Annotated in this window: 19 protein-coding genes; 15 read left to right on the top strand and 4 right to left on the bottom strand. The window is 68.4% G+C overall.

The window, feature by feature from the left end; all coding sequences use genetic code 11:
• Positions 1-295: 295 nt before the first annotated feature.
• Together BST42_RS08360 and BST42_RS08355 are read right to left on the bottom strand one after the other, a co-directional pair.
• Entirely contained in the window at positions 296-775 is a 480-nt protein-coding gene (locus BST42_RS08360) for an SRPBCC family protein (RefSeq protein ID WP_083118110.1), read from the bottom strand.
• Positions 776-846: 71 nt separating this feature from the next.
• Positions 847-1,659: an HAD-IIA family hydrolase gene (locus tag BST42_RS08355; protein WP_083118109.1), complete on the bottom strand. Its 813-nt coding sequence runs from the start codon at positions 1,657-1,659 to the stop codon at positions 847-849.
• Positions 1,660-1,716: 57 nt separating this feature from the next.
• Between BST42_RS08355 and BST42_RS08350 the strand changes: the two genes are divergently transcribed.
• The 5 genes from BST42_RS08350 to BST42_RS08330 are packed head-to-tail and all read left to right on the top strand — an operon-like array spanning position 1,717 to position 7,611.
• Positions 1,717-2,640, top strand: coding sequence for an SDR family NAD(P)-dependent oxidoreductase (locus tag BST42_RS08350; RefSeq protein ID WP_083118108.1), 924 nt, complete (start codon positions 1,717-1,719; stop codon positions 2,638-2,640).
• Positions 2,640-3,836, top strand: coding sequence for a molybdopterin molybdotransferase MoeA (moeA, locus tag BST42_RS08345; RefSeq protein WP_083118107.1), 1,197 nt, complete (start codon positions 2,640-2,642; stop codon positions 3,834-3,836). The genes BST42_RS08350 and moeA overlap by 1 nt, the downstream gene beginning before the upstream one ends.
• Positions 3,837-3,879: 43 nt before the next feature.
• Positions 3,880-4,593, top strand: coding sequence for a phosphatidylserine decarboxylase (locus BST42_RS08340; RefSeq protein ID WP_083118106.1), 714 nt, complete (start codon positions 3,880-3,882; stop codon positions 4,591-4,593).
• Positions 4,594-4,613: 20 nt separating this feature from the next.
• Complete coding sequence (locus BST42_RS08335; protein ID WP_083118378.1) at positions 4,614-5,429, top strand: CDP-alcohol phosphatidyltransferase family protein; 816 nt, start codon at positions 4,614-4,616, stop codon at positions 5,427-5,429.
• 1 nt (position 5,430) lies between these two features.
• A complete protein-coding gene (locus BST42_RS08330) occupies positions 5,431-7,611 on the top strand; it encodes an AAA family ATPase (protein WP_083118105.1) in 2,181 nt (726 codons plus the stop codon).
• 72 nt (positions 7,612-7,683) lie between these two features.
• On the opposite strand, the gene BST42_RS08325 is transcribed toward BST42_RS08330, so the two are convergent.
• Positions 7,684-8,139 carry an SRPBCC family protein gene (locus tag BST42_RS08325; RefSeq protein ID WP_083118377.1) on the bottom strand — a complete coding sequence of 152 codons (456 nt, stop codon included), beginning with the start codon at positions 8,137-8,139 and terminating at the stop codon, positions 7,684-7,686.
• A gap of 58 nt (positions 8,140-8,197) precedes the next feature.
• On the opposite strand from BST42_RS08325, the gene BST42_RS08320 reads away from it, so the two are divergent.
• Entirely contained in the window at positions 8,198-8,611 is a 414-nt protein-coding gene (locus BST42_RS08320) for a DUF1707 domain-containing protein (RefSeq protein WP_083118104.1), read from the top strand.
• 119 nt (positions 8,612-8,730) lie between these two features.
• On the top strand, positions 8,731-9,123 hold the full coding sequence (locus BST42_RS08315) for a hypothetical protein (RefSeq protein WP_083118103.1): 393 nt from the start codon (positions 8,731-8,733) through the stop codon (positions 9,121-9,123).
• Here the strand turns inward: BST42_RS08315 and BST42_RS08310 are convergent.
• Positions 9,120-9,722, bottom strand: coding sequence for a TetR/AcrR family transcriptional regulator (locus BST42_RS08310; protein WP_083118102.1), 603 nt, complete (start codon positions 9,720-9,722; stop codon positions 9,120-9,122). The two genes, BST42_RS08315 and BST42_RS08310, sit on opposite strands and share 4 nt — an antisense overlap.
• A 21-nt stretch (positions 9,723-9,743) precedes the next feature.
• Between BST42_RS08310 and BST42_RS08305 the strand changes: the two genes are divergently transcribed.
• The 8 genes from BST42_RS08305 (at position 9,744) to BST42_RS08270 (ending at position 17,347) form a co-directional block, all read left to right on the top strand.
• A complete protein-coding gene (locus BST42_RS08305) occupies positions 9,744-10,136 on the top strand; it encodes a hypothetical protein (RefSeq protein WP_083118101.1) in 393 nt (130 codons plus the stop codon).
• 170 nt (positions 10,137-10,306) lie between these two features.
• A complete protein-coding gene (locus BST42_RS08300; RefSeq protein ID WP_083118100.1) occupies positions 10,307-13,207 on the top strand; it encodes a Na+/H+ antiporter subunit A in 2,901 nt (966 codons plus the stop codon).
• Positions 13,204-13,674 (top strand): Na(+)/H(+) antiporter subunit C, encoded by a 471-nt coding sequence (locus BST42_RS08295; RefSeq protein WP_083118099.1) that lies wholly within the window; start codon positions 13,204-13,206, stop codon positions 13,672-13,674. Before BST42_RS08300 ends, BST42_RS08295 begins: the two co-directional genes overlap by 4 nt.
• The gene (locus BST42_RS08290) at positions 13,671-15,281 is read left to right on the top strand and encodes a Na+/H+ antiporter subunit D (RefSeq protein ID WP_083118098.1); all 1,611 of its coding nucleotides are present in this window, start codon (positions 13,671-13,673) and stop codon (positions 15,279-15,281) included. The genes BST42_RS08295 and BST42_RS08290 overlap by 4 nt, the downstream gene beginning before the upstream one ends.
• Positions 15,278-15,826, top strand: a complete 549-nt coding sequence (locus BST42_RS08285; RefSeq protein ID WP_083118097.1) for a Na+/H+ antiporter subunit E — start codon at positions 15,278-15,280, stop codon at positions 15,824-15,826. The genes BST42_RS08290 and BST42_RS08285 overlap by 4 nt, the downstream gene beginning before the upstream one ends.
• Entirely contained in the window at positions 15,823-16,098 is a 276-nt protein-coding gene (locus tag BST42_RS08280; protein ID WP_083118096.1) for a monovalent cation/H+ antiporter complex subunit F, read from the top strand. Before BST42_RS08285 ends, BST42_RS08280 begins: the two co-directional genes overlap by 4 nt.
• Positions 16,095-16,445, top strand: a complete 351-nt coding sequence (gene mnhG / locus BST42_RS08275; protein ID WP_083118095.1) for a monovalent cation/H(+) antiporter subunit G — start codon at positions 16,095-16,097, stop codon at positions 16,443-16,445. Before BST42_RS08280 ends, mnhG begins: the two co-directional genes overlap by 4 nt.
• The gene (locus BST42_RS08270; protein WP_083118094.1) at positions 16,442-17,347 is read left to right on the top strand and encodes a class I SAM-dependent methyltransferase; all 906 of its coding nucleotides are present in this window, start codon (positions 16,442-16,444) and stop codon (positions 17,345-17,347) included. The genes mnhG and BST42_RS08270 overlap by 4 nt, the downstream gene beginning before the upstream one ends.
• Positions 17,348-17,370 lie beyond the last annotated feature (23 nt).

Below are 17,370 nucleotides of genomic sequence, written 5' to 3'. Positions count from 1 at the left end.
GCGCCCTTCGTGTCAGTTCCGCGATATCTCAAGCGATGAGATCGGGTGCCGACGTTAGGGACGCAGTTCCGCTACCGGTTCCAAGTTTCGAAAATATTGAATTCACATGCGGCATGACCGTTCCCCCGACAGGTAAAGCCCATGGCCCCTTTCGGCACCACCGATGGCTGAATGCTTACCACACGCAGTGGCACGCCGGCAGGCAGACGCAGCAAATTTACATTCACGTTGCGCCGAGCCCGGTCACCGAGCGTCGGGGCCTATCCGCCAGGGCTTGTCGAGGCGGTCGGCCGCCTCATCCCCGGTCGACGGCCAGCTTCCCCAGATTCGCCAGCGAATTGTCGAGGTGGGAGACGGGAAACGGCGGGAAGACGATGTTCTTCCGGATTTCCGGGGTGGCACTCGACCAGTCGTAGGTCAAGGTGACCCGAGTCTGTTCGTCGCCGAGGGGCTCGAGGTCGTAACGCCATGTCCACCCGCCGAGTTCGATGCTGCCGTCGTCGGCCAGCCCGCCGGGCGCCCACCCGATCACCCGGCCGGGTTCGAGCACGGTGACCTGGTTGGCCATTTCGTAGTGCTTGTCGGGATGGTTGTCGTGGTACATGGCGATCCGGAAGATCTGTCCGGCTTCGGTCAGCTCCCGGCCGTCGTCCAACGGTTCCCGAACCCAGCCGGTGCCGTCGATGTCCTGGTGAGTGCTCGGATCGGCGAGCACTCCGAATACGGCGTTGCAGGGTGCGTCGATGGTGGTGGTGACAATCAGAATTTCGGTCATAGCCAGACAGACCCGCCCCGGCCGAGAAACTCATCGCACCCGTCGAGCGCTGGGCAGGTAGGCGACGACAGCTATAGCCCGAGCAACTCCGGCAGGGCAGCAACGGAGTCGATGACGTGGTTGGGCTGCATCGCAAATTCGTCTGCGGCCCAACGGTCCAGGGTGTCCTGGCGGAACTTGCCGGTGCGCACCAGCACACCGGTCATCCCGACCACCTGGGCGGCCAGGACGTCGTTGTTGAGGTCGTCGCCGACCATGTACATCTCATCGGGATCGACGCCGAGGCGGGCCGCCGAGGCCAGAAAGCCTGCGGGCGCGGGCTTGCCGACACCGGTGGCTTTGCGCCCGGAGGTCTCCTCCATGCCGATCAGGTACATGCCCGTGTCGATGCGCAGGCCCTCGGTGGTGGTCCAGGCTGTGCTGCGGTGCATGGCCACCACCGGCACGCCCTGGGCCATCCATTCGTACACCCGGCTCAGCGTGCGGTGGCTGTACTCAGGGCCGGCGCCGCCGAGAAGGATCACGTCAGGGGCCTCGATATCGGCGGCCTCGCACGCCCCCGAATCGACGATGTCGATGCCCGGCATGTCATCGGTGATCTGGCCGTTGTTGACCAGCAGGCAGCGCGCATCGGGATAGTGGGCCCGTACGTAGTCGGCGGTCAGCGCCGCCGCGGTGATCACCTCGTCGGGCCGGACGTCGATTCCGGCGTCACACAGTGCCGCTGCGATCTGTCCGCGGGTGCGCGTGGTGGTGTTGGTCAGGTAGGACCGCGCGATCTGGTGGTCGGCCAGTACCGCCAGCGCCTCGGCGGCGCCCGGGATCGGCGTCCACGAGGTCACCAGGACACCGTCGATGTCGAACAGCACCCCACCGATAGCCATACCGCGACAGTAAACGGCCACCGATTGTCCGCAACTTGGGCCGTCTATCGTCGTGCCATGAGCGCACAGAAGTGGACCGAGGCGGACGTCCCCGATCAGAGCGGACGCATTGCGATCGTGACCGGCTCCAATACCGGGCTCGGATTCGACACGGCCCGGGTGCTGGCACAGCACGGGGCTCAGGTGGTGATGGCGGTTCGCGACACCGCCAAGGGTGAGGCGGCGGCAGCCGAGATCCGGCGAGCCGCACCCTCGGCCGAGGTGACGGTGCACAAGCTGGATCTGGGCTCGCTGGCATCGGTGCGGGAAGCCGCGGCCGAGCTGGGCACCGCCTATCCCCGGATCGATCTGCTCATCAACAACGCCGGGGTGATGTATCCGCCTAAGCAGACCACTGCCGACGGCTTCGAATTGCAGTTCGGCACAAACCATCTGGGCCACTTCGCGCTCACCGGACTGTTGCTGAACAATCTGCTGGGAGTCGACGGGTCACGGGTGGTCGTGGTGGCCAGCGTCGCGCACAACATCCGCGCCAAGATCGCGTTCGACGACCTGCAGTGGGAGCGCCGCCGCTATGAGCGCGTCGCCTCCTACGGGCAGTCGAAGCTGGCCAATCTGATGTTCGCCTACGAACTGCAACGGCGCCTGGCCGCCGCCGGCGCGAAAACGATTGCCGTGGCGGCACACCCGGGCGTCTCGGACACCGAACTGATCCGCCACGTCCCCGGCAGCTCGCTACCCGGCGTCAAGCTCATCAGCGGGCTGTTGTTGAACAGCGCGGAAATGGGCGCGCTGGCGACGCTGCGGGCCGCCACCGACCCCTCGGTGATCGGAGGGCAGTACTACGGGCCCGACGGGTTCCGCGAACTGCGCGGCCACCCCAAGCTGGTGAGCTCAAGCGATCAGTCCCACGATCGGAACGTCCAGCAGCGGCTCTGGGCGGTGTCCGAGGAGTTGACCGGCGTGAAATTCCCCGTCTGATGCGCACTGTCTCCGAACATCAGCGGGTCGTCGCCGATCTGATCACCGCGCGTCCGGCGGCCACGGTGGGGCTGGCCGACGCCGAGGGCCTGGTGCTCGCGGCCGACGTGACAGCCCCGATGTCGCTGCCCGTATTCGACAACTCGGCGATGGACGGCTACGCGGTTCACGCCGAGGACGTCGCCGCTGCCTCTGCGGCCAGTCCGGTGAGATTGCCTGTCGCCGAGGACATTCCGGCTGGACGTGTTGACTCCTTGACGTTGGCGCCGGGCACCGCGCACCGGATCATGACGGGCGCACCGCTGCCCGCAGGTGCGACGGCGGTGGTGCCGGTCGAGGCCACCGACGCCGGTATCGACACCGTCGAGATCCGCATCGCGTCCAAACCCGGGCAGCACGTGCGACGCGCCGGTGAAGATGTGACCGCGGGGACCACGGTGCTGCGCGCCGGCCAGTTGGTGACCCCGGCGGCACTGGGGCTGGCCGCCGCCCTCGGCCTGGGCTCGCTGACCGTGCAGCCACGGCTGCGGGTGCTGGTGATGTCGACGGGTTCGGAATTGGTGTCGGCGGGAACCGAGCTGAAGCCCGGGCAGATCTACGAGTCCAACGCGATCATGCTGGCCGCCGCGGTCCGCGAGGCCGGCGCCGACGTGGTCGCGACCCCGACGTCGAGCGATGATGTCGTCCAGTTCAGCACCGTGCTGGAGGGCTTCGCCGGGCAGGCCGATCTGATCATCACCACCGGCGGGGTCAGCGCCGGGGCCTACGAGGTGGTCAAGGATGCGTTCGGTGCCGGCGCGGTGGAGTTCGTCAAGGTCGCCATGCAGCCGGGCATGCCGCAGGGCGCGGGCCGAGCCGAAGGCACGTCAATCGTCACGCTGCCGGGCAACCCGGTGAGCGCTCTGGTCTCCTTCGAGGTGTTCGTCCGGCCCGCGCTGCGCGCGGCGATGGGCCTGGCCAACCCGAACCGGCCGCGCCGCACCGCCGTGCTGGCCGACGACCTGACATCGCCGAAGGGCAAACGGCAGTTCCGCCGCGGTGTCTACGACCCCGAGGCGGGCACCGTCACGACCTATGGACCGCCGGCATCGCACCATCTTCGCTGGCTGGCCTCGGCGAACTGCCTTCTGGAGCTCGCCGAGGACGTCACCGAGGTGGCCGCCGGCGAGCACGTCCAACTCTGGGACCTGTCGTAGGTCTGCCCCGCACAATCACAGCCCGCACGTAGAATCGTCGCCGATGGCCAGACGCCCCCGCACCGCGGAAGACAACATGAAGTCCGGCCCCCAGCGGCTGGTCGCGCTGGTGCGTTCCTCCGTTCCCCCAGTTCACCCGGCCGGCCTGCCGTTCATCGCGGCGAGCCTGGCGGTGGCGGGCGTGGGCCGCAAGAACCGCTGGCTGCGGCGCGCGGGCTTGACCGCCGCCGCCGCCAACGCCGGGTTCTTCCGGCATCCGACCCGGACTCCCCCGAGCCGCCCCGGTGTGGTGGTCGCCCCGGCCGACGGGTTGATCTGTCTGGTCGAAGAGGTTGAACCACCCGCCGAACTCGGTCTGCCGCCCGGGCCCCGGCCACGGATCAGCATCTTCCTGTCGCTGCTCGACGCCCACGTGCAACGGGTTCCGGTCGGCGGCCAGGTGCTGGCCGTGGAATACCGGCCCGGCCGATTCCATTCGGCTGAACTGGCGGCGGCCAGCGAGGACAACGAGCGCAACAGCGTGCTGATCCGCACGCCGGACGGACAGGATGTGGTGGTCGTGCAGATCGCCGGCCTGCTGGCGCGCCGGATCATCTGCGAACTGCACCCCGGCGACCAGGTCGCCATCGGCGACACCTACGGACTGATCCGATTCGGCTCGCGGTTGGACACCTACCTGCCTGCCGGGTCGCAGATCCTGGTCGAACCCGGTCAGCGCACGCTGGCCGGCGAGACGGTGTTGGCGCAGCTGCCGTGATCAAACCCCGCCCGTCCGCCATGCGCATTCTGCCGAGCGCGACGACGGTGCTGGCCATCTGTGCCGGGCTGACCTCGATCAAGTTCGCACTCGACGGGCGCCCGCACATAGCGCTGGCCTTGATCGGTGCCGCGGCGGTGCTCGACGGCATCGACGGCGGCATCGCGCGGGCCCTGGACGCTCAGTCGCGGATGGGCGCCGAGATCGATTCGCTGGCCGACGCGGTGAACTTCGGTGTCGCGCCGGCGCTGGTGGTCTATGTGACGCTGTTGCCCACCTCGCCGGTCGGCTGGATCTTCGCGTTGCTCTACGCAGTGTGCATCGTGCTGCGGCTGGCCCGATTCAACGCACTGCTCGACGACGACACCCGCCCGGCCTACACCCGCGAGTACTTCACCGGTATGCCTGCGCCGTGCGGTGCGGTCGGCGTGATCGGACCGCTCGCGGCGATGCTGCAGTTCGGCCACGGCTGGTGGACCTCGCCGTGGTTCGTCTGCTTCTGGTTCGCCGCCAACGCCACGCTGCTGATCAGCCGGGTGCCCACGCTGGCGCTCAAGGCTGTGAAGATGCCGCCGAATGCCGCGCCGATCCTGTTGATTCTGATCGCTGCCGCCGCGGCTGCGCTGCTGCTGTTCCCGTACATCCTGGTCCTGCTGATCATCGCGGGCTACCTGGTCATCATCCCGTTCACCATCCGCAGCCAACGCTGGGTCGCGGCGCGGCCGGAGGCATGGAACGACGCACCCAAACAACGGCGCGCGGCGCGGCGCGCTGATCGTCGTGGTCAGCCGAATCGCCGGTCGACCCGGCTCGGCCTGCGCAAGCCCGGTCGCTGACATGGCGCCGTCCAACCTGGCGCTGACCGCACGGTTGAACACCTCCGCGCTGGACTCCCGGCGCGGTGTGGTGCGGCTGCATCCGGAGGCCCTCGCCGCGCTCGGCATCCGCGAGTGGGATGCGGTGTCGCTCACCGGCTCCCGAACCACCTCGGCGGTCGCCGCGATCGCTCCCGCGGATGTTCCGGCCGGCACCGCGCTACTCGACGACGTGACGTTGTCCAACGCCGGCCTGCGCGAGGACACCACGGTGCTGGTCGCCCCGGTCACCGTGTACGGCGCACGTTCGGTCACGTTGCGTGGCTCCACCCTGGCCACCCAGTCGGTCACGTCGGCGACATTGCGCCAGGCCTTGCTCGGGAAGGTGATGACCGTCGGCGACACGGTATCGCTGCTCCCGCGCGACCTCGGTCCGGGAACGTCCACCACTGCGGCCAGCTCGGCGCTGACCTCGTCGGTGGGTATCACCTGGACCTCGGAATTGTTGACCGTGACCGGCACTGATCCGGCCGGGCCGGTGAGCGTGCAACCGAATTCGTCGGTCACCTGGGGTGACGGTGTGACGCCGACGGCCGGCGGTCCCGGACCCACCGCGGCGGTGAGCCAGCCGATGACGTGGCCGGAAGCCCCGGCGGTGTCGGTCGACGACCTCAAGGGCCAGCACGTGCAGGCCGGTCGGCTCACCGAATGGCTCAAACTGGCGCTCGATCAGCCGGAGCTGCTGGAAAAGCTTGGCGCCAAACCGAATCTGGGTGTGCTGGTCACCGGTCCGGCGGGGGTCGGCAAGGCGACACTGGTGCGAGCGGTGTGCGCAGGGCGACGGTTGGTAGAGCTCGACGGGCCCGACACCGGGGCACTGGCCGCGCAGGATCGACAGCGCGCGGTTGCCGACGCGGTCGCCACGGTCACCAATGGCGGTGGCGTGCTGTTGATCACCGATATCGACGCGCTGCTGCCCACCCCGGCCGAGCCGGTGTCGGCGATGATCCTGACCGAGCTGCGCAAGGCGGTCGTCGCTCCCGGCGTCGTGCTGGTGGCCACCTCCCAGCAGCCGGACGCGGCTGATCCGCGGCTTCGCGCACCGGATCTGTGTGACCGTGAGCTGGGCTTGAGCCTGCCCGACGGCGCGACCCGCAAGGCGCTCTTGGAGGTGCTGCTGCGTGATGTCCCGGCCGGGAGTCTGGCACTCGACGAAATCGCCGAGCGCACACCGGGATTCGTTCGCGCCGACCTGGCCGCCCTGGTCCGGGAGGCCGCCCTGCGGGCCGCCGCCCGCGCCAGTGACGACGGCAAGCCGCCTGCACTCACGCAGGAGGATCTCACCGGCGCGCTGAGCGTGATCCGGCCGCTGTCGCGGTCCGCCACCGAGGAGGTGTCCGTCGGATCGGTGACCCTTGACGACGTCGGCGACATGGTCGAGGTCAAGCAGGCGCTGACCGAGGCGGTGCTGTGGCCGCTGCAGCATCCGGACACCTTCGCCCGCCTCGGCGTCGAGCCGCCCAGGGGGGTATTGCTGTACGGCCCGCCAGGCTGCGGCAAGACCTTCGTGGTGCGCGCGCTGGCCAGTTCAGGCCGGCTCAGTGTGCATGCGGTGAAGGGCGCCGAGCTGATGGACAAGTGGGTCGGCTCCTCGGAGAAGGCTGTCCGCGAATTGTTCCGGCGGGCAAGGGATTCTGCGCCGTCGCTGGTTTTTCTCGACGAGATCGACGCGCTGGCGCCAAGACGTGGGCAGAGCTTCGATTCCGGTGTCACCGACCGGGTGGTGGCAGCGCTGCTGACCGAGCTCGACGGCATCGAGCCGCTGCGCGACGTCGTGGTGCTCGGCGCCACCAACCGGCCGGATCTGATCGACCCGGCACTGTTGCGCCCGGGCCGGTTGGAGAAACTGGTGTTCGTCGAACCGCCCGATACCGACGCAAGGCGCGAAATCCTGCGCACCGCAGGCAAATCCGTGCCGTTGTCGTCGGACGTCGACCTCGACGCGCTGGCAGGCGAACTGGACGGCTACAGCGCGGCGGACTGCGTGGCACTGCTGCGGGAGGCTGCGCTGACCGCGATGCGCCGCTCGATCGACGCCGCCGACGTCACCGCTGCCGATGTGGCCAAAGCTCGCGAGACGGTGCGGCCGTCGCTGGACGCGGCGCAGGTGGAGTCGCTGAGAGAGTTTGCTGCCGGCCGCTGAGCGGTTTCGAATGTGCGACCTCATACGCCCACGGCGGCGTGTTGCGAATGAAACCGCACACCCGGCGGGGCGTTACCGCTGGGAACCCTCGGCGAGCGCGGCGAGCCGGTCGATCGAGGCCGCCAGTTTGTCCGTGGTGGTGGCTTGTGCCCGGGGCAGACGGTCCGGGTCGGTCAGCTCCGTCCAGTCGTAGGTGTGCGTCACGACAGTGGTGCCGTCGTCGGCGGGGTCGAGCCGCCAGCGCCACAGGTGACCCGGTTGGGCGCCACCCGGGGGCGCAGGCCGCCACGCGATCAGCCGGCCCTCGTCGAACTCGACGACGTGGTTCTCCCGGTTAGGGCCCTGAGTCAGCGTGGTGGTGAAGACGTCCCCGACGGCGCGGACCCGCTGGCCCCGGGCTGCTTGCGCGAGGTTGTCGTTGCCGTCCCATTCCGGCTGGCGCGCCGGGTCGGCGATCAATTCGAAGATGGTCGTGGCGGGTGCGGCAATCCGTCGGGTGGCGCTGACGATTCTGTCCTGATCGGCCATGCCCCAATTCAACAACACCCGTTGACAGTCCATTAGTGACATGTCAGAGTTGGACGGTATGACCACCACCGCCGTCCGGGTCGGAGACCGCGACCGGGAAAACACCGCTGACCTGCTCTCCCACGCTCTCGCGCAGGGATACGTCGACCTCGCCGAGTACGAGACCCGCGTCCAGGCCGCCTTCGCCGCGGAGAACACCGAGCAGCTGCGCCGGGTCCTCGTCGACCTTCCGGTCGATCACCTGCGACGCACCGACCCCCGCCGCGTGGCCGCCCGCAAGCGAGCGGCCCGCGCCTCGGTGCGCCTGCATGCGGCCGGCTATCTGGCGATGGTCGCGATCGTCCTGGCGGTGTGGCTGGCGGTGGCCCTCACCACGGGCGAGACAGCGTATTTCTGGCCGGTGTGGCCGATCCTCGGCGGGGCGATCGGGCTGCTGGGGCACGTCCTCCCGGTCCGTACGTACTGCCGGTAGTCCGATTGGGGGACACCGGTTTCCTCCCTCTCACCCTCCGATCGGCCGATGCGCAGCCGTCACCGTCTACGGGATCCTTACTGGCACTTGGCAGTTAACTCGAGCGCAGAAGGACACCCATGAACGCGACCATGACCGCGATGCCGGATCAGCCAGACCTCTGGGGTCCTAACTACGACGGGTGGGAGTTCGAGCTGACCAACACGACCGACCACGATCTGGTCTTCGTCGCCGACATCACCGCCAACGTCGCGAGCTATCCGCCCCGGATCGCCGCGGGCGCAACGGCATTCCTCAAAGGAAAAAGCCGCGCCAACGGTGGTCCGGCGAACTGTAACTTCGCCTACCGGCACCCGGATCACCTGGTCAATGCCGGTGGCATCGCGATCGCCGCGAGCGCCGACGCGCGTCGCGCCCGGATGACGGCCAGCTCAACGGGTACCACCGAAGTCCTCCATACTGCGAACCCGGCCGTCAACAGCGTCCAGACGATCACGTACATGCAGCGTTAGGCCGGTCCGTCCGGCATGGGCGCGGTCAACAGCGCCCGAACCGACGCCGACAGATCGGCCCGCGCCCACGGCGGTATCCCCTCGCCGTGGGCGTGGCGCCGCACCACCGCGTAGGGCAGGTCGACGACCGCCCTGGTGACGGCGTCGACACTGCGGGCGTCGGAGCGTCCGTACAGCTGGCGAGCCAGCTCAGCCACCCGGTCGGCCAGCGGCGCATTCATCGCCGCCAGCGTCGCGGTGAATTCCGGGTCCGGCTGGGCGTCGCGGAGATCGCCGGGGCGGATGGTCAACAGCAGGCGCGCATCCTCCTTGCACTCCGTTGCGAAGCCGACCGCAGCCAACGCCATCGCGACCGCGACCTCCACCGGCCCTGATCCCGACGCAGCCATCGCCCGGGCCTGGAAGCGCTCCAGCGCCCGCAGCCACACCGCCGTCACCACCGCGTCGCGATTGCCGAACCGGTGGTACAGCGTGCCCACCGGCGCACCGCTGGCCTTGGCGATGGCCGCGACGCTGGCCGCGCGAGGCCCCTCGGCGAGAATCAGGCCGCGCGCCGCGTCCAGGATGGCGTCGGTTTCATGCTTCCGCGGGGGTGCCACGATCTAGTACAGTCCTTCTATATGGAACGTTTACCCTATATCGACGAGCATGCCATAACGGTGCCTGCGGACCGGGCAGCGACCTGGCGCGCGGTGCTGCGGACGATGTGCAGCAACCCCGACGATCCCGAGACGGTGCCGCTCGGATTCACCCTCGAGGCCGCCGAGCAAAACGAACGCTTCGCCATCACGGGACGGCACCCGTTCTCGGTCTACCGATTGATCTTCCTGCTCGACGACGATCCGGCCGGCGGCACCCGGGTGGCGGCGCAGACCTGGGCGGCCTTTCCCGGATTCACGGGCAGGATCTACCGCGCCCTGGTGATCGGATCCGGCGGACACCGGGTGGTCGTCGGCAACATGCTGAAACGTATTGCTCGACAAGCACTTTCAGCGACAGCTGCGCAACGCTGAGCACCACGGCATTCCGGCCGGACATTCTGCGCAAGAGTCAACCACGTAGACTGCACGAAGGACATAGCCGAAAACCTTTGGCTGACACCCCGACCGACCGGTAGATCCCGACACGCTGGCGCGCCCAACAGATCCACGACGCGCTGGCGTGTCCTCAAGATCGGAGTGCCATGCTCGTCATCCTGATCGCGCACGCGATTGCCGCCGCCGTGGCGCCGGCTCTCGTGTGGCGATGGGGGCGGCTGGCCTTCTACCCGCTGGCGTTGGTCCCGGCGGGATCACTGGTCTGGGTGGGGTTGAACTGGCCGCAACCCGGCCGCCCCGCACCCACCCTGGACATCCCGTGGGCGCCCGAGCTGTCGATGAACATCACTCTGCGATTCGACACCCTGTCCGCGGTGATGAGCGTCCTCGTCCTGGGCATCGGGGCGCTGGTGCTGTTCTATTGCGCGGAGTACTTCCACCACCGTGACGGTCACACCGAGAACCGGCTGCCCAGTTTTGCCGCCGAACTCGTCGCGTTCTCCGGGGCCATGTTCGGCTTGGTGGTCAGCGACAACATGCTGCTGCTCTACACGTTCTGGGAACTGACCACGGTCTTGTCGTTCCTGCTCGTCGGGCACTACGCGGAGCGGGCCACCAGCCGCCGGGCCGCCATGCAGGCTCTGCTGGTGACCACCGCAGGCGGGCTGGCCATGCTCGCCGGCATCGTGATCCTCGGCCATTCCGCAGGCACCTATCTGCTCTCGGAACTTGTGGTCAAGGCTCCACACGGGACCGCCGTCGCCGTAGGCGTCCTGCTGGTCCTCGTGGGCGCATTGTCGAAGTCCGCGATCGTGCCGTTCCACTTCTGGCTGCCCGGCGCGATGGCCGCACCGACCCCGGTCAGCGCGTATCTGCACGCAGCCGCCATGGTCAAAGCAGGCGTCTACCTCATCGCCCGGCTCGCGCCCGGGTTCGCCGACTCGCCGGGCTGGCGACCCACGGTCATCACCCTGGGTGTGCTGACCATGTTGCTGGCCGGCTGGCGCGCGGTTCGCGAGAACGATCTCAAGCTGATCCTGGCGTTCGGCACGGTCAGCCAGCTCGGCTTCATCACGGTGATGGTGGGCGGCGGCGGTCAGGATCTGATGCTGGCCGGGCTTGCCATGCTGTGTGCGCACGCGCTGTTCAAGGCGACGCTGTTCATGGTCGTCGGCGTCATCGACCATTCGACCGGCACCCGCGACATCCGCAGGTTGGCGTGGCTGGGCAGGAGCATGCCGGGATTGTTCGTCATCGCGGCGGCAGCGACCGCCAGCATGGCTGCCGTCCCGCCATTCCTCGGGTTCGTCGCCAAAGAGGCCGACTTCGAGACCATCGCGCACAGCCAATCACTCGGCGCGTGGGCACCGGTCGTGCTCACCGGCGTGGTGACCGGGTCGGTGTTCACCACGATCTACAGTCTGCGATTCCTGTGGGGTGCGTTCGCGCGCAAGGGATCTCACGAACCCACGACGCTGGTGGCCAATTTGCACCGCCCCAAGGCGGCATTCCTGGTGGCGCCCGCGATCCTGGCGGCAGCCGGATTGTTCTTCGGTCTGGTGCCCAGCCGGCTGGACACCACACTGGACGGCTACGCGGCAACCATGCCGGCCGCCGGCGCCGAAGACGGCCACTACACGCTGGAGCTGTGGCACGGCGTCGGCCTGCCGCTGCTGCTGTCGGCACTGGTGCTGGCGATCGGCATCGGGGCGTTCGTCAGCCGCGAGCGGCTGCGCCTGGCCCAGCTGGGATCGTGGTTGCCGCTGGGCAACGCAGACCGAATCTACGACGCGGTGATCCGCGGCGCGGACGTTGCCTCGGTCCGGCTGACAGCGGTCACCCAACGCGGATCGATTCCGGTCACGCAGTCGGTGATCCTGTCGACGCTGGTGTTGTTCCCCGTCGGCGTGCTGGCGTTCGGCCCACTCGACCGTCCTGAGTTCCGGCTGTGGGATTCGCTGGTCCAGCCGGTGGTCGGCCTGCTCATCCTGGCCGCTGCGGTAGCCGCCACCGTGATGCGCAACCGGTTGGCGGCCGTACTGCTGGTCGGCATCACCGGCTACGGCTGCGGCGCGATCTTCGCCTTCCACGGCGCCCCCGACCTGGCGTTGACACAGTTTCTGGTGGAGACCTTGACGCTGGTCATCTTCGTTCTGGTGCTGCGCACACTGCCCGCCGAGGCCGAGGAATCGCCGCGCTTCCGGCTCCCGCGGATCGCGCTGGCGCTCGCCGTCGGCGCAGGAGTCACCACCCTGGCCGCGTTCGCGATGGCCGCCCGCACCGGCACCCCGATCGCCGATCTGCTGCCGGACGCGGCCTACTACCGCGGGCACGGCGCCAACACCGTCAACGTGCTGCTGGTCGACATCCGCGCCTGGGACACTCTCGGAGAGATCTCGGTGCTGGTGGTCGCAGCCACCGGCGTCGCATCACTGGTGTTCCGTAACCGTCGGTTCGGCGCCGCGCCTCGGGTTTCCGATGCCGGCCAGCCCGATATCGGGGCGCTACCGGCATTGGCCTACAGCCCCGCCGTCGGCGACACCACCTGGCTGCGCGGTAGCGAACTGCGCGACCCGCGCAACCGCTCCCTGGTCCTGGAGGTGGCGACCCGGCTGATCTTCCCGCTGATCATGGTGCTGTCGGTGTACTTCTTCTTCACCGGACACAACACTCCCGGCGGCGGGTTCGCCGGCGGACTGACCGCGGGGCTGGCGCTGGTGCTGCGCTACCTGGCCGGCGGGCGCTACGAACTCGGCGAGACACTGCCGCTGGACGCCGGGAAGATCCTCGGGGCGGGCCTGGCGCTGTCCGGCGGCACCGCCGTCGGCTCGATGCTGATGGGTGCGCCCGCGTTGTCCTCGGCGGTCATCTCGCTGCACCTGCCGCTGCTGGGCTCGGTGAAGTTCGTGACCGCCCTGTTCTTCGACCTCGGCGTGTACCTGATCGTGCTGGGCCTGGTGCTCGACGTGTTGCGCAGCCTCGGCGCCCGTATCGACGAGGAACTGGCCACCGCCGCCCGCCCCGCGCTGAGAGCGAAAGCGTCATGATCGTCTACCTGGTTCCGCTGATCATCATCGGTGGTCTCACCAGTTGTGGTGTGTACCTGTTGCTTTCGCGCAACCTGACCCGGATGCTGCTGGGTCTGCTGCTGGCAGGCAACGCGGTCAACCTGTTGATCCTGACCGTCGGCGGGCAAGCCGGGAACCCGCCCATCCGCGGCCGCACCAGCGGCACGGAGACGACGACGGCCGACCCGCTGGCCCAGGGCATGATCCTGACCGCGATCGTCATCGCGATGGGCATCGCCGCGTTCGTGCTGGCATTGACCTATCGCTCGTTCCGGTTGACCACCGAGGAGGACGTCGGCAACGATCCCGAGGACACCCGGGTGTCCAAGTTGTCCGATTCCGAAGCGGCCTCGATCGACGAGGACGCACCCCAGCACGTCCCGGCGCGCGACACCGACGAGCCCGACGAACTCGACGCCCTGCCCGGACACGACGGTTCACGATGACGACCACCGCGGTGTTGATGCCGCTGCCGGTGCTGATCCCGTTGGTGGCGGCCGCCCTGACGTTGATCGCCGGTCGAAAGCCACGCCTGCAGCGCCTGATCGCCCTGGCCGCGCTGACCGGTGTGGTGGTCGTGTGTTCGGTGCTGCTCTACCTGACCGACCGCGACGGCACCGAGGCATTGCACGTCGGCGGCTGGGGCCCGACCGATGCGGGGCTCGGGCCGCTGGGCATCACCCTTGTGGCCGACCGCCTTTCGGCGCTGATGCTGGTGGTGTCGGCGATCGTGCTGCTGGCGGTGGTGTTCTACGCCATCGGACAGGGCATCCGGGACGGCGACGAGAACCAGCCGGTGTCGATCTTCCTGCCCACTTATCTGGTGCTGTCGGCGGGCGTGTGCACGGCGTTCCTGGCCGGTGACCTGTTCAACCTGTACGTCGGTTTCGAGGTGTTGCTCTCGGCGAGCTTCGTGCTGCTGACCATCGGCGCGAGTAAGGAACGGGTCCGCGCCGGCATCTCCTACGTCATGGTGTCGATGGTGTCGTCGCTGATCTTCCTGATCGGGCTCGCACTGATCTACGCGACGACCGGAACGCTGAACATGGCGGAGTTGTCGCTGCGGCTGCAGGACGTCACCACCGGCACCCGCAGCGCCATCTTCGCGGTGCTGCTGGTCGCGTTCGGCATCAAGGCGGCGGTGTTCCCGCTCTCGGCGTGGCTGCCGGATTCCTATCCCACCGCGCCGGCCCCGGTCACCGCGGTGTTCGCCGGGTTGCTCACCAAAGTCGGTGTGTACGCGATCATCCGGGCGCATTCGCTGCTGTTCCCCGCCGGCCGACTGGACAACGTATTGCTGGTCGCGGCGCTGCTGACGATGCTGGTCGGCATCCTCGGTGCGATCGCACAGAGCGACATCAAGCGACTGCTGTCGTTCACACTCGTCAGTCACATCGGCTACATGGTGTTCGGCATCGCGCTGTCCAGCCGCCTGGGCATGTCGGGGGCGATCTACTACGTCGCCCACCACATCATCGTGCAGACCACCCTGTTCCTCGTCGTCGGACTGATCGAGCGCCAGGCCGGGGCGTCGACGTTGCGCCGCCTCGGCGGCCTGGCCGCAGCCAGCCCGCTGCTGGCGTTCGTGTTCATGGTGCCGGCACTCAATCTGGGTGGTATCCCGCCATTTTCGGGGTTCATCGGCAAGGTTGCGTTGCTCGAGGCGGGCACCGCCAACGGTTCGGTGCTGGCCTGGCTGCTGGTCGCCGGGTCGGTGGTGACCAGCCTGCTGACGCTGTACGTGGTGGCCCGGGTGTGGACCAAGGCGTTCTGGCGGGCGCGGGTCGACGCACCCGAAGGCGCCCTCGCCGACTCCGCACCGTCGGTTCTGCTCGACGACTACGCGCAAGACGTCGCGTTCGACGACCGCGGCGATGTCGGCCGGATGCCGGTCGGAATGCTGGTCCCCACAATGGCTTTGATCGCGGTCGGGCTGGTGTTGACGGTGGCGGCGGGACCCATCCTCGGCTACACCGATCGCGCGGCCACCGAGGTGCTCGACCGCGGGCAGTACATCACCGCGGTGCTGGGGAGAGGGGCGATGAGCCCGTGAACAGAACGTGGGCGCTTCGGGTCTGGACGCTGGTGTGGCTGACACTGGTGTGGCTGCTGCTGTGGGGCACCGTATCGGTGGCCAATGCATTGTCGGGGCTGGCGGTCGCGCTGTTGATCACGCTGTTGCTGCCGCTTCCTTCGGTTCCCGTGCAGGGCCGCTTGCATCCGTTGTCGCTGCTGCGGCTGGCGCTGCATGTCGCGTGGTGGCTGACGCAGTCGTCGGTGCAGGTGGCCTGGTTGGCGATCCGGCCGGGTAAGCCACCGCTGTCGGCGGTGCTACGCGGCCACCTGGCGCTGAAGTCTGATCTGGTGCTGGCGCTGGCGGTCAATATCGTGAACCTGACACCGGGGACGATCGTGCTCGAGATCGACCAGGCGCGACGGTTGGTGTACGTCCATGTTCTCGACGTGGGCTCGCCGCGATCGGTGGAGCGGTTCTACCGCCAGCTGACCCAGCTGGAGCGGATGCTGGTCGCGGCGTTCGAGCGGGACTCCGAATGGCGTCCCGCGACAAGCGAAGCCGAGGAGGCGGATCGCGCATGACGATCGTGTGGGTGCTCTCGGGCGTGATGCTGGTCGCCGCGGCCGCGGTCACGATGATCCGGCTGTTGATGGGGCCCAGCACGCTGGACCGGCTGGTGGCGGTCGACACCCTCGTTGCTGTGACGATGTGCGGCATCGGCACGTGGGCGGCGCTCAGCCTGGACACCACCGTCACCTACAGCCTGGCCGCTCTGGCGCTGATCAGCTTCGTCGGCTCGGTCAGCGTGGCCAGGTTCCGGGTGCCTGACGTGGCGCGGCGGGACGACTCATGAACTCCCTCGATCTGCTGGCGGGTGTGCTGGTACTGGCCGGATCGGCACTGGCCCTCACTGCGGCCATCGGTGTGCTGCGCTTTCCCGACACGCTGACCCGCATGCACGCCGCCACCAAACCGCAGGTGCTGGGACTGCTGCTGGTCCTCGCCGGCGCGACGATCCGGCTGCGCGGCAACGTCGACGTCGGCATGCTGGTGCTGACCGCGATGTTCACCCTGATCACCGCGCCGGTGATCGCGCATCGAGTCGGGCAGCTCGCCTACCGTGAACAGCGCGTCAGCGACGGGCTGACGGTCGATGAGATGCGCGAGGACAACACCGAAGGAGCGAAGCCCGAACCGTGAGCCGAACCGACGATGACACCTGGGACATCACCGAAGGGGTCGGCGCCACCGCGCTGAGCGTGGCCCGCGCACGGGCGACGGAGACCGGCGCCGAATGTCCGCTCTACCTCGACCCGTACGCCCACTTCTTCGTCGAGGCGGCCGTCGAGGCCGGTTGGCGCTCACCGTTTCTGGACCAAGACCCGGTGCGCGCACAGGCCATGGCCGCCTACATCGCATCCCGCACCAAGTTCTTCGACGAGTTCTTCACCACCGCGGGTGCGAACGGGCTGGATCAGGCGGTGATCCTGGCCGCCGGGCTCGACACCCGCGCCTGGCGGCTGCCGTGGATCAGTGGCACCACGGTCTACGAGATCGACCAGCCTAAGGTGCTCGAGTTCAAGGAGCGGGTGCTGGCCGAGCATCGGGCAAAGCCGGCCGCCGGGTATGTCGCGGTGGCGGTCGACCTGCGCCACGACTGGCCAACCGCACTGCGCGAGAACGGTTTTGACCCTTCTATCCCGACTGCATGGTCGGCCGAGGGGCTGCTGCCGTACTTACCCGCTGCCGCGCAGGACTCGCTCTTCGAGCAGATCGACCAACTCAGCGCCCCCGGCAGCAGGCTCTCGGTGGAAGCGTTCGGCGAGACGTTCTACTCCGCCGAACAGCTGGCTCGCCGCCAGGAGCGGATGGCGCAGGCACGCCGGGATGCGGCCGAGGCCGGTGGTCCCGAGCTGCCCGACGTCACCCGGCTCTGGTACATGGAGGCGCGAACCGACGTCGAGAAGTGGCTCACCGAGCGCGGCTGGGAGGTCACCGCGACCTCGGCCGTCGACCTGATGGCGCACTACAAGCGGCCCGCACCCGACGATCTCGAGGACCCGGTGCCCGACACCGTCCTGCTGGATGCGCACAAGCTCTGAACTCAAGGCCGACAGGCCAACAG

The organism is Mycolicibacterium rhodesiae (assembly GCF_002086695.1).
Classification (GTDB): domain Bacteria; phylum Actinomycetota; class Actinomycetes; order Mycobacteriales; family Mycobacteriaceae; genus Mycobacterium; species Mycobacterium rhodesiae.
The sequence above is the reverse complement of the archived record's forward strand: the minus strand, read 5'-3'. Positions and strand labels throughout refer to the sequence as shown.

Coding starts and splice junctions, on each gene's coding strand:
- BST42_RS08360 (WP_083118110.1), bottom strand. CDS start 775: ATGACCGAAATTCTGATTGTCACCACCACCATCGACGCACCCTGCAAC.
- BST42_RS08355 (WP_083118109.1), bottom strand. CDS start 1,659: ATGGCTATCGGTGGGGTGCTGTTCGACATCGACGGTGTCCTGGTGACC.
- BST42_RS08350 (WP_083118108.1), top strand. CDS start 1,717: ATGAGCGCACAGAAGTGGACCGAGGCGGACGTCCCCGATCAGAGCGGA.
- moeA (WP_083118107.1), top strand. CDS start 2,640: ATGCGCACTGTCTCCGAACATCAGCGGGTCGTCGCCGATCTGATCACC.
- BST42_RS08340 (WP_083118106.1), top strand. CDS start 3,880: ATGGCCAGACGCCCCCGCACCGCGGAAGACAACATGAAGTCCGGCCCC.
- BST42_RS08335 (WP_083118378.1), top strand. CDS start 4,614: ATGCGCATTCTGCCGAGCGCGACGACGGTGCTGGCCATCTGTGCCGGG.
- BST42_RS08330 (WP_083118105.1), top strand. CDS start 5,431: ATGGCGCCGTCCAACCTGGCGCTGACCGCACGGTTGAACACCTCCGCG.
- BST42_RS08325 (WP_083118377.1), bottom strand. CDS start 8,139: ATGGCCGATCAGGACAGAATCGTCAGCGCCACCCGACGGATTGCCGCA.
- BST42_RS08320 (WP_083118104.1), top strand. CDS start 8,198: ATGACCACCACCGCCGTCCGGGTCGGAGACCGCGACCGGGAAAACACC.
- BST42_RS08315 (WP_083118103.1), top strand. CDS start 8,731: ATGAACGCGACCATGACCGCGATGCCGGATCAGCCAGACCTCTGGGGT.
- BST42_RS08305 (WP_083118101.1), top strand. CDS start 9,744: ATGGAACGTTTACCCTATATCGACGAGCATGCCATAACGGTGCCTGCG.
- BST42_RS08300 (WP_083118100.1), top strand. CDS start 10,307: ATGCTCGTCATCCTGATCGCGCACGCGATTGCCGCCGCCGTGGCGCCG.
- BST42_RS08295 (WP_083118099.1), top strand. CDS start 13,204: ATGATCGTCTACCTGGTTCCGCTGATCATCATCGGTGGTCTCACCAGT.
- BST42_RS08290 (WP_083118098.1), top strand. CDS start 13,671: ATGACGACCACCGCGGTGTTGATGCCGCTGCCGGTGCTGATCCCGTTG.
- BST42_RS08280 (WP_083118096.1), top strand. CDS start 15,823: ATGACGATCGTGTGGGTGCTCTCGGGCGTGATGCTGGTCGCCGCGGCC.
- mnhG (WP_083118095.1), top strand. CDS start 16,095: ATGAACTCCCTCGATCTGCTGGCGGGTGTGCTGGTACTGGCCGGATCG.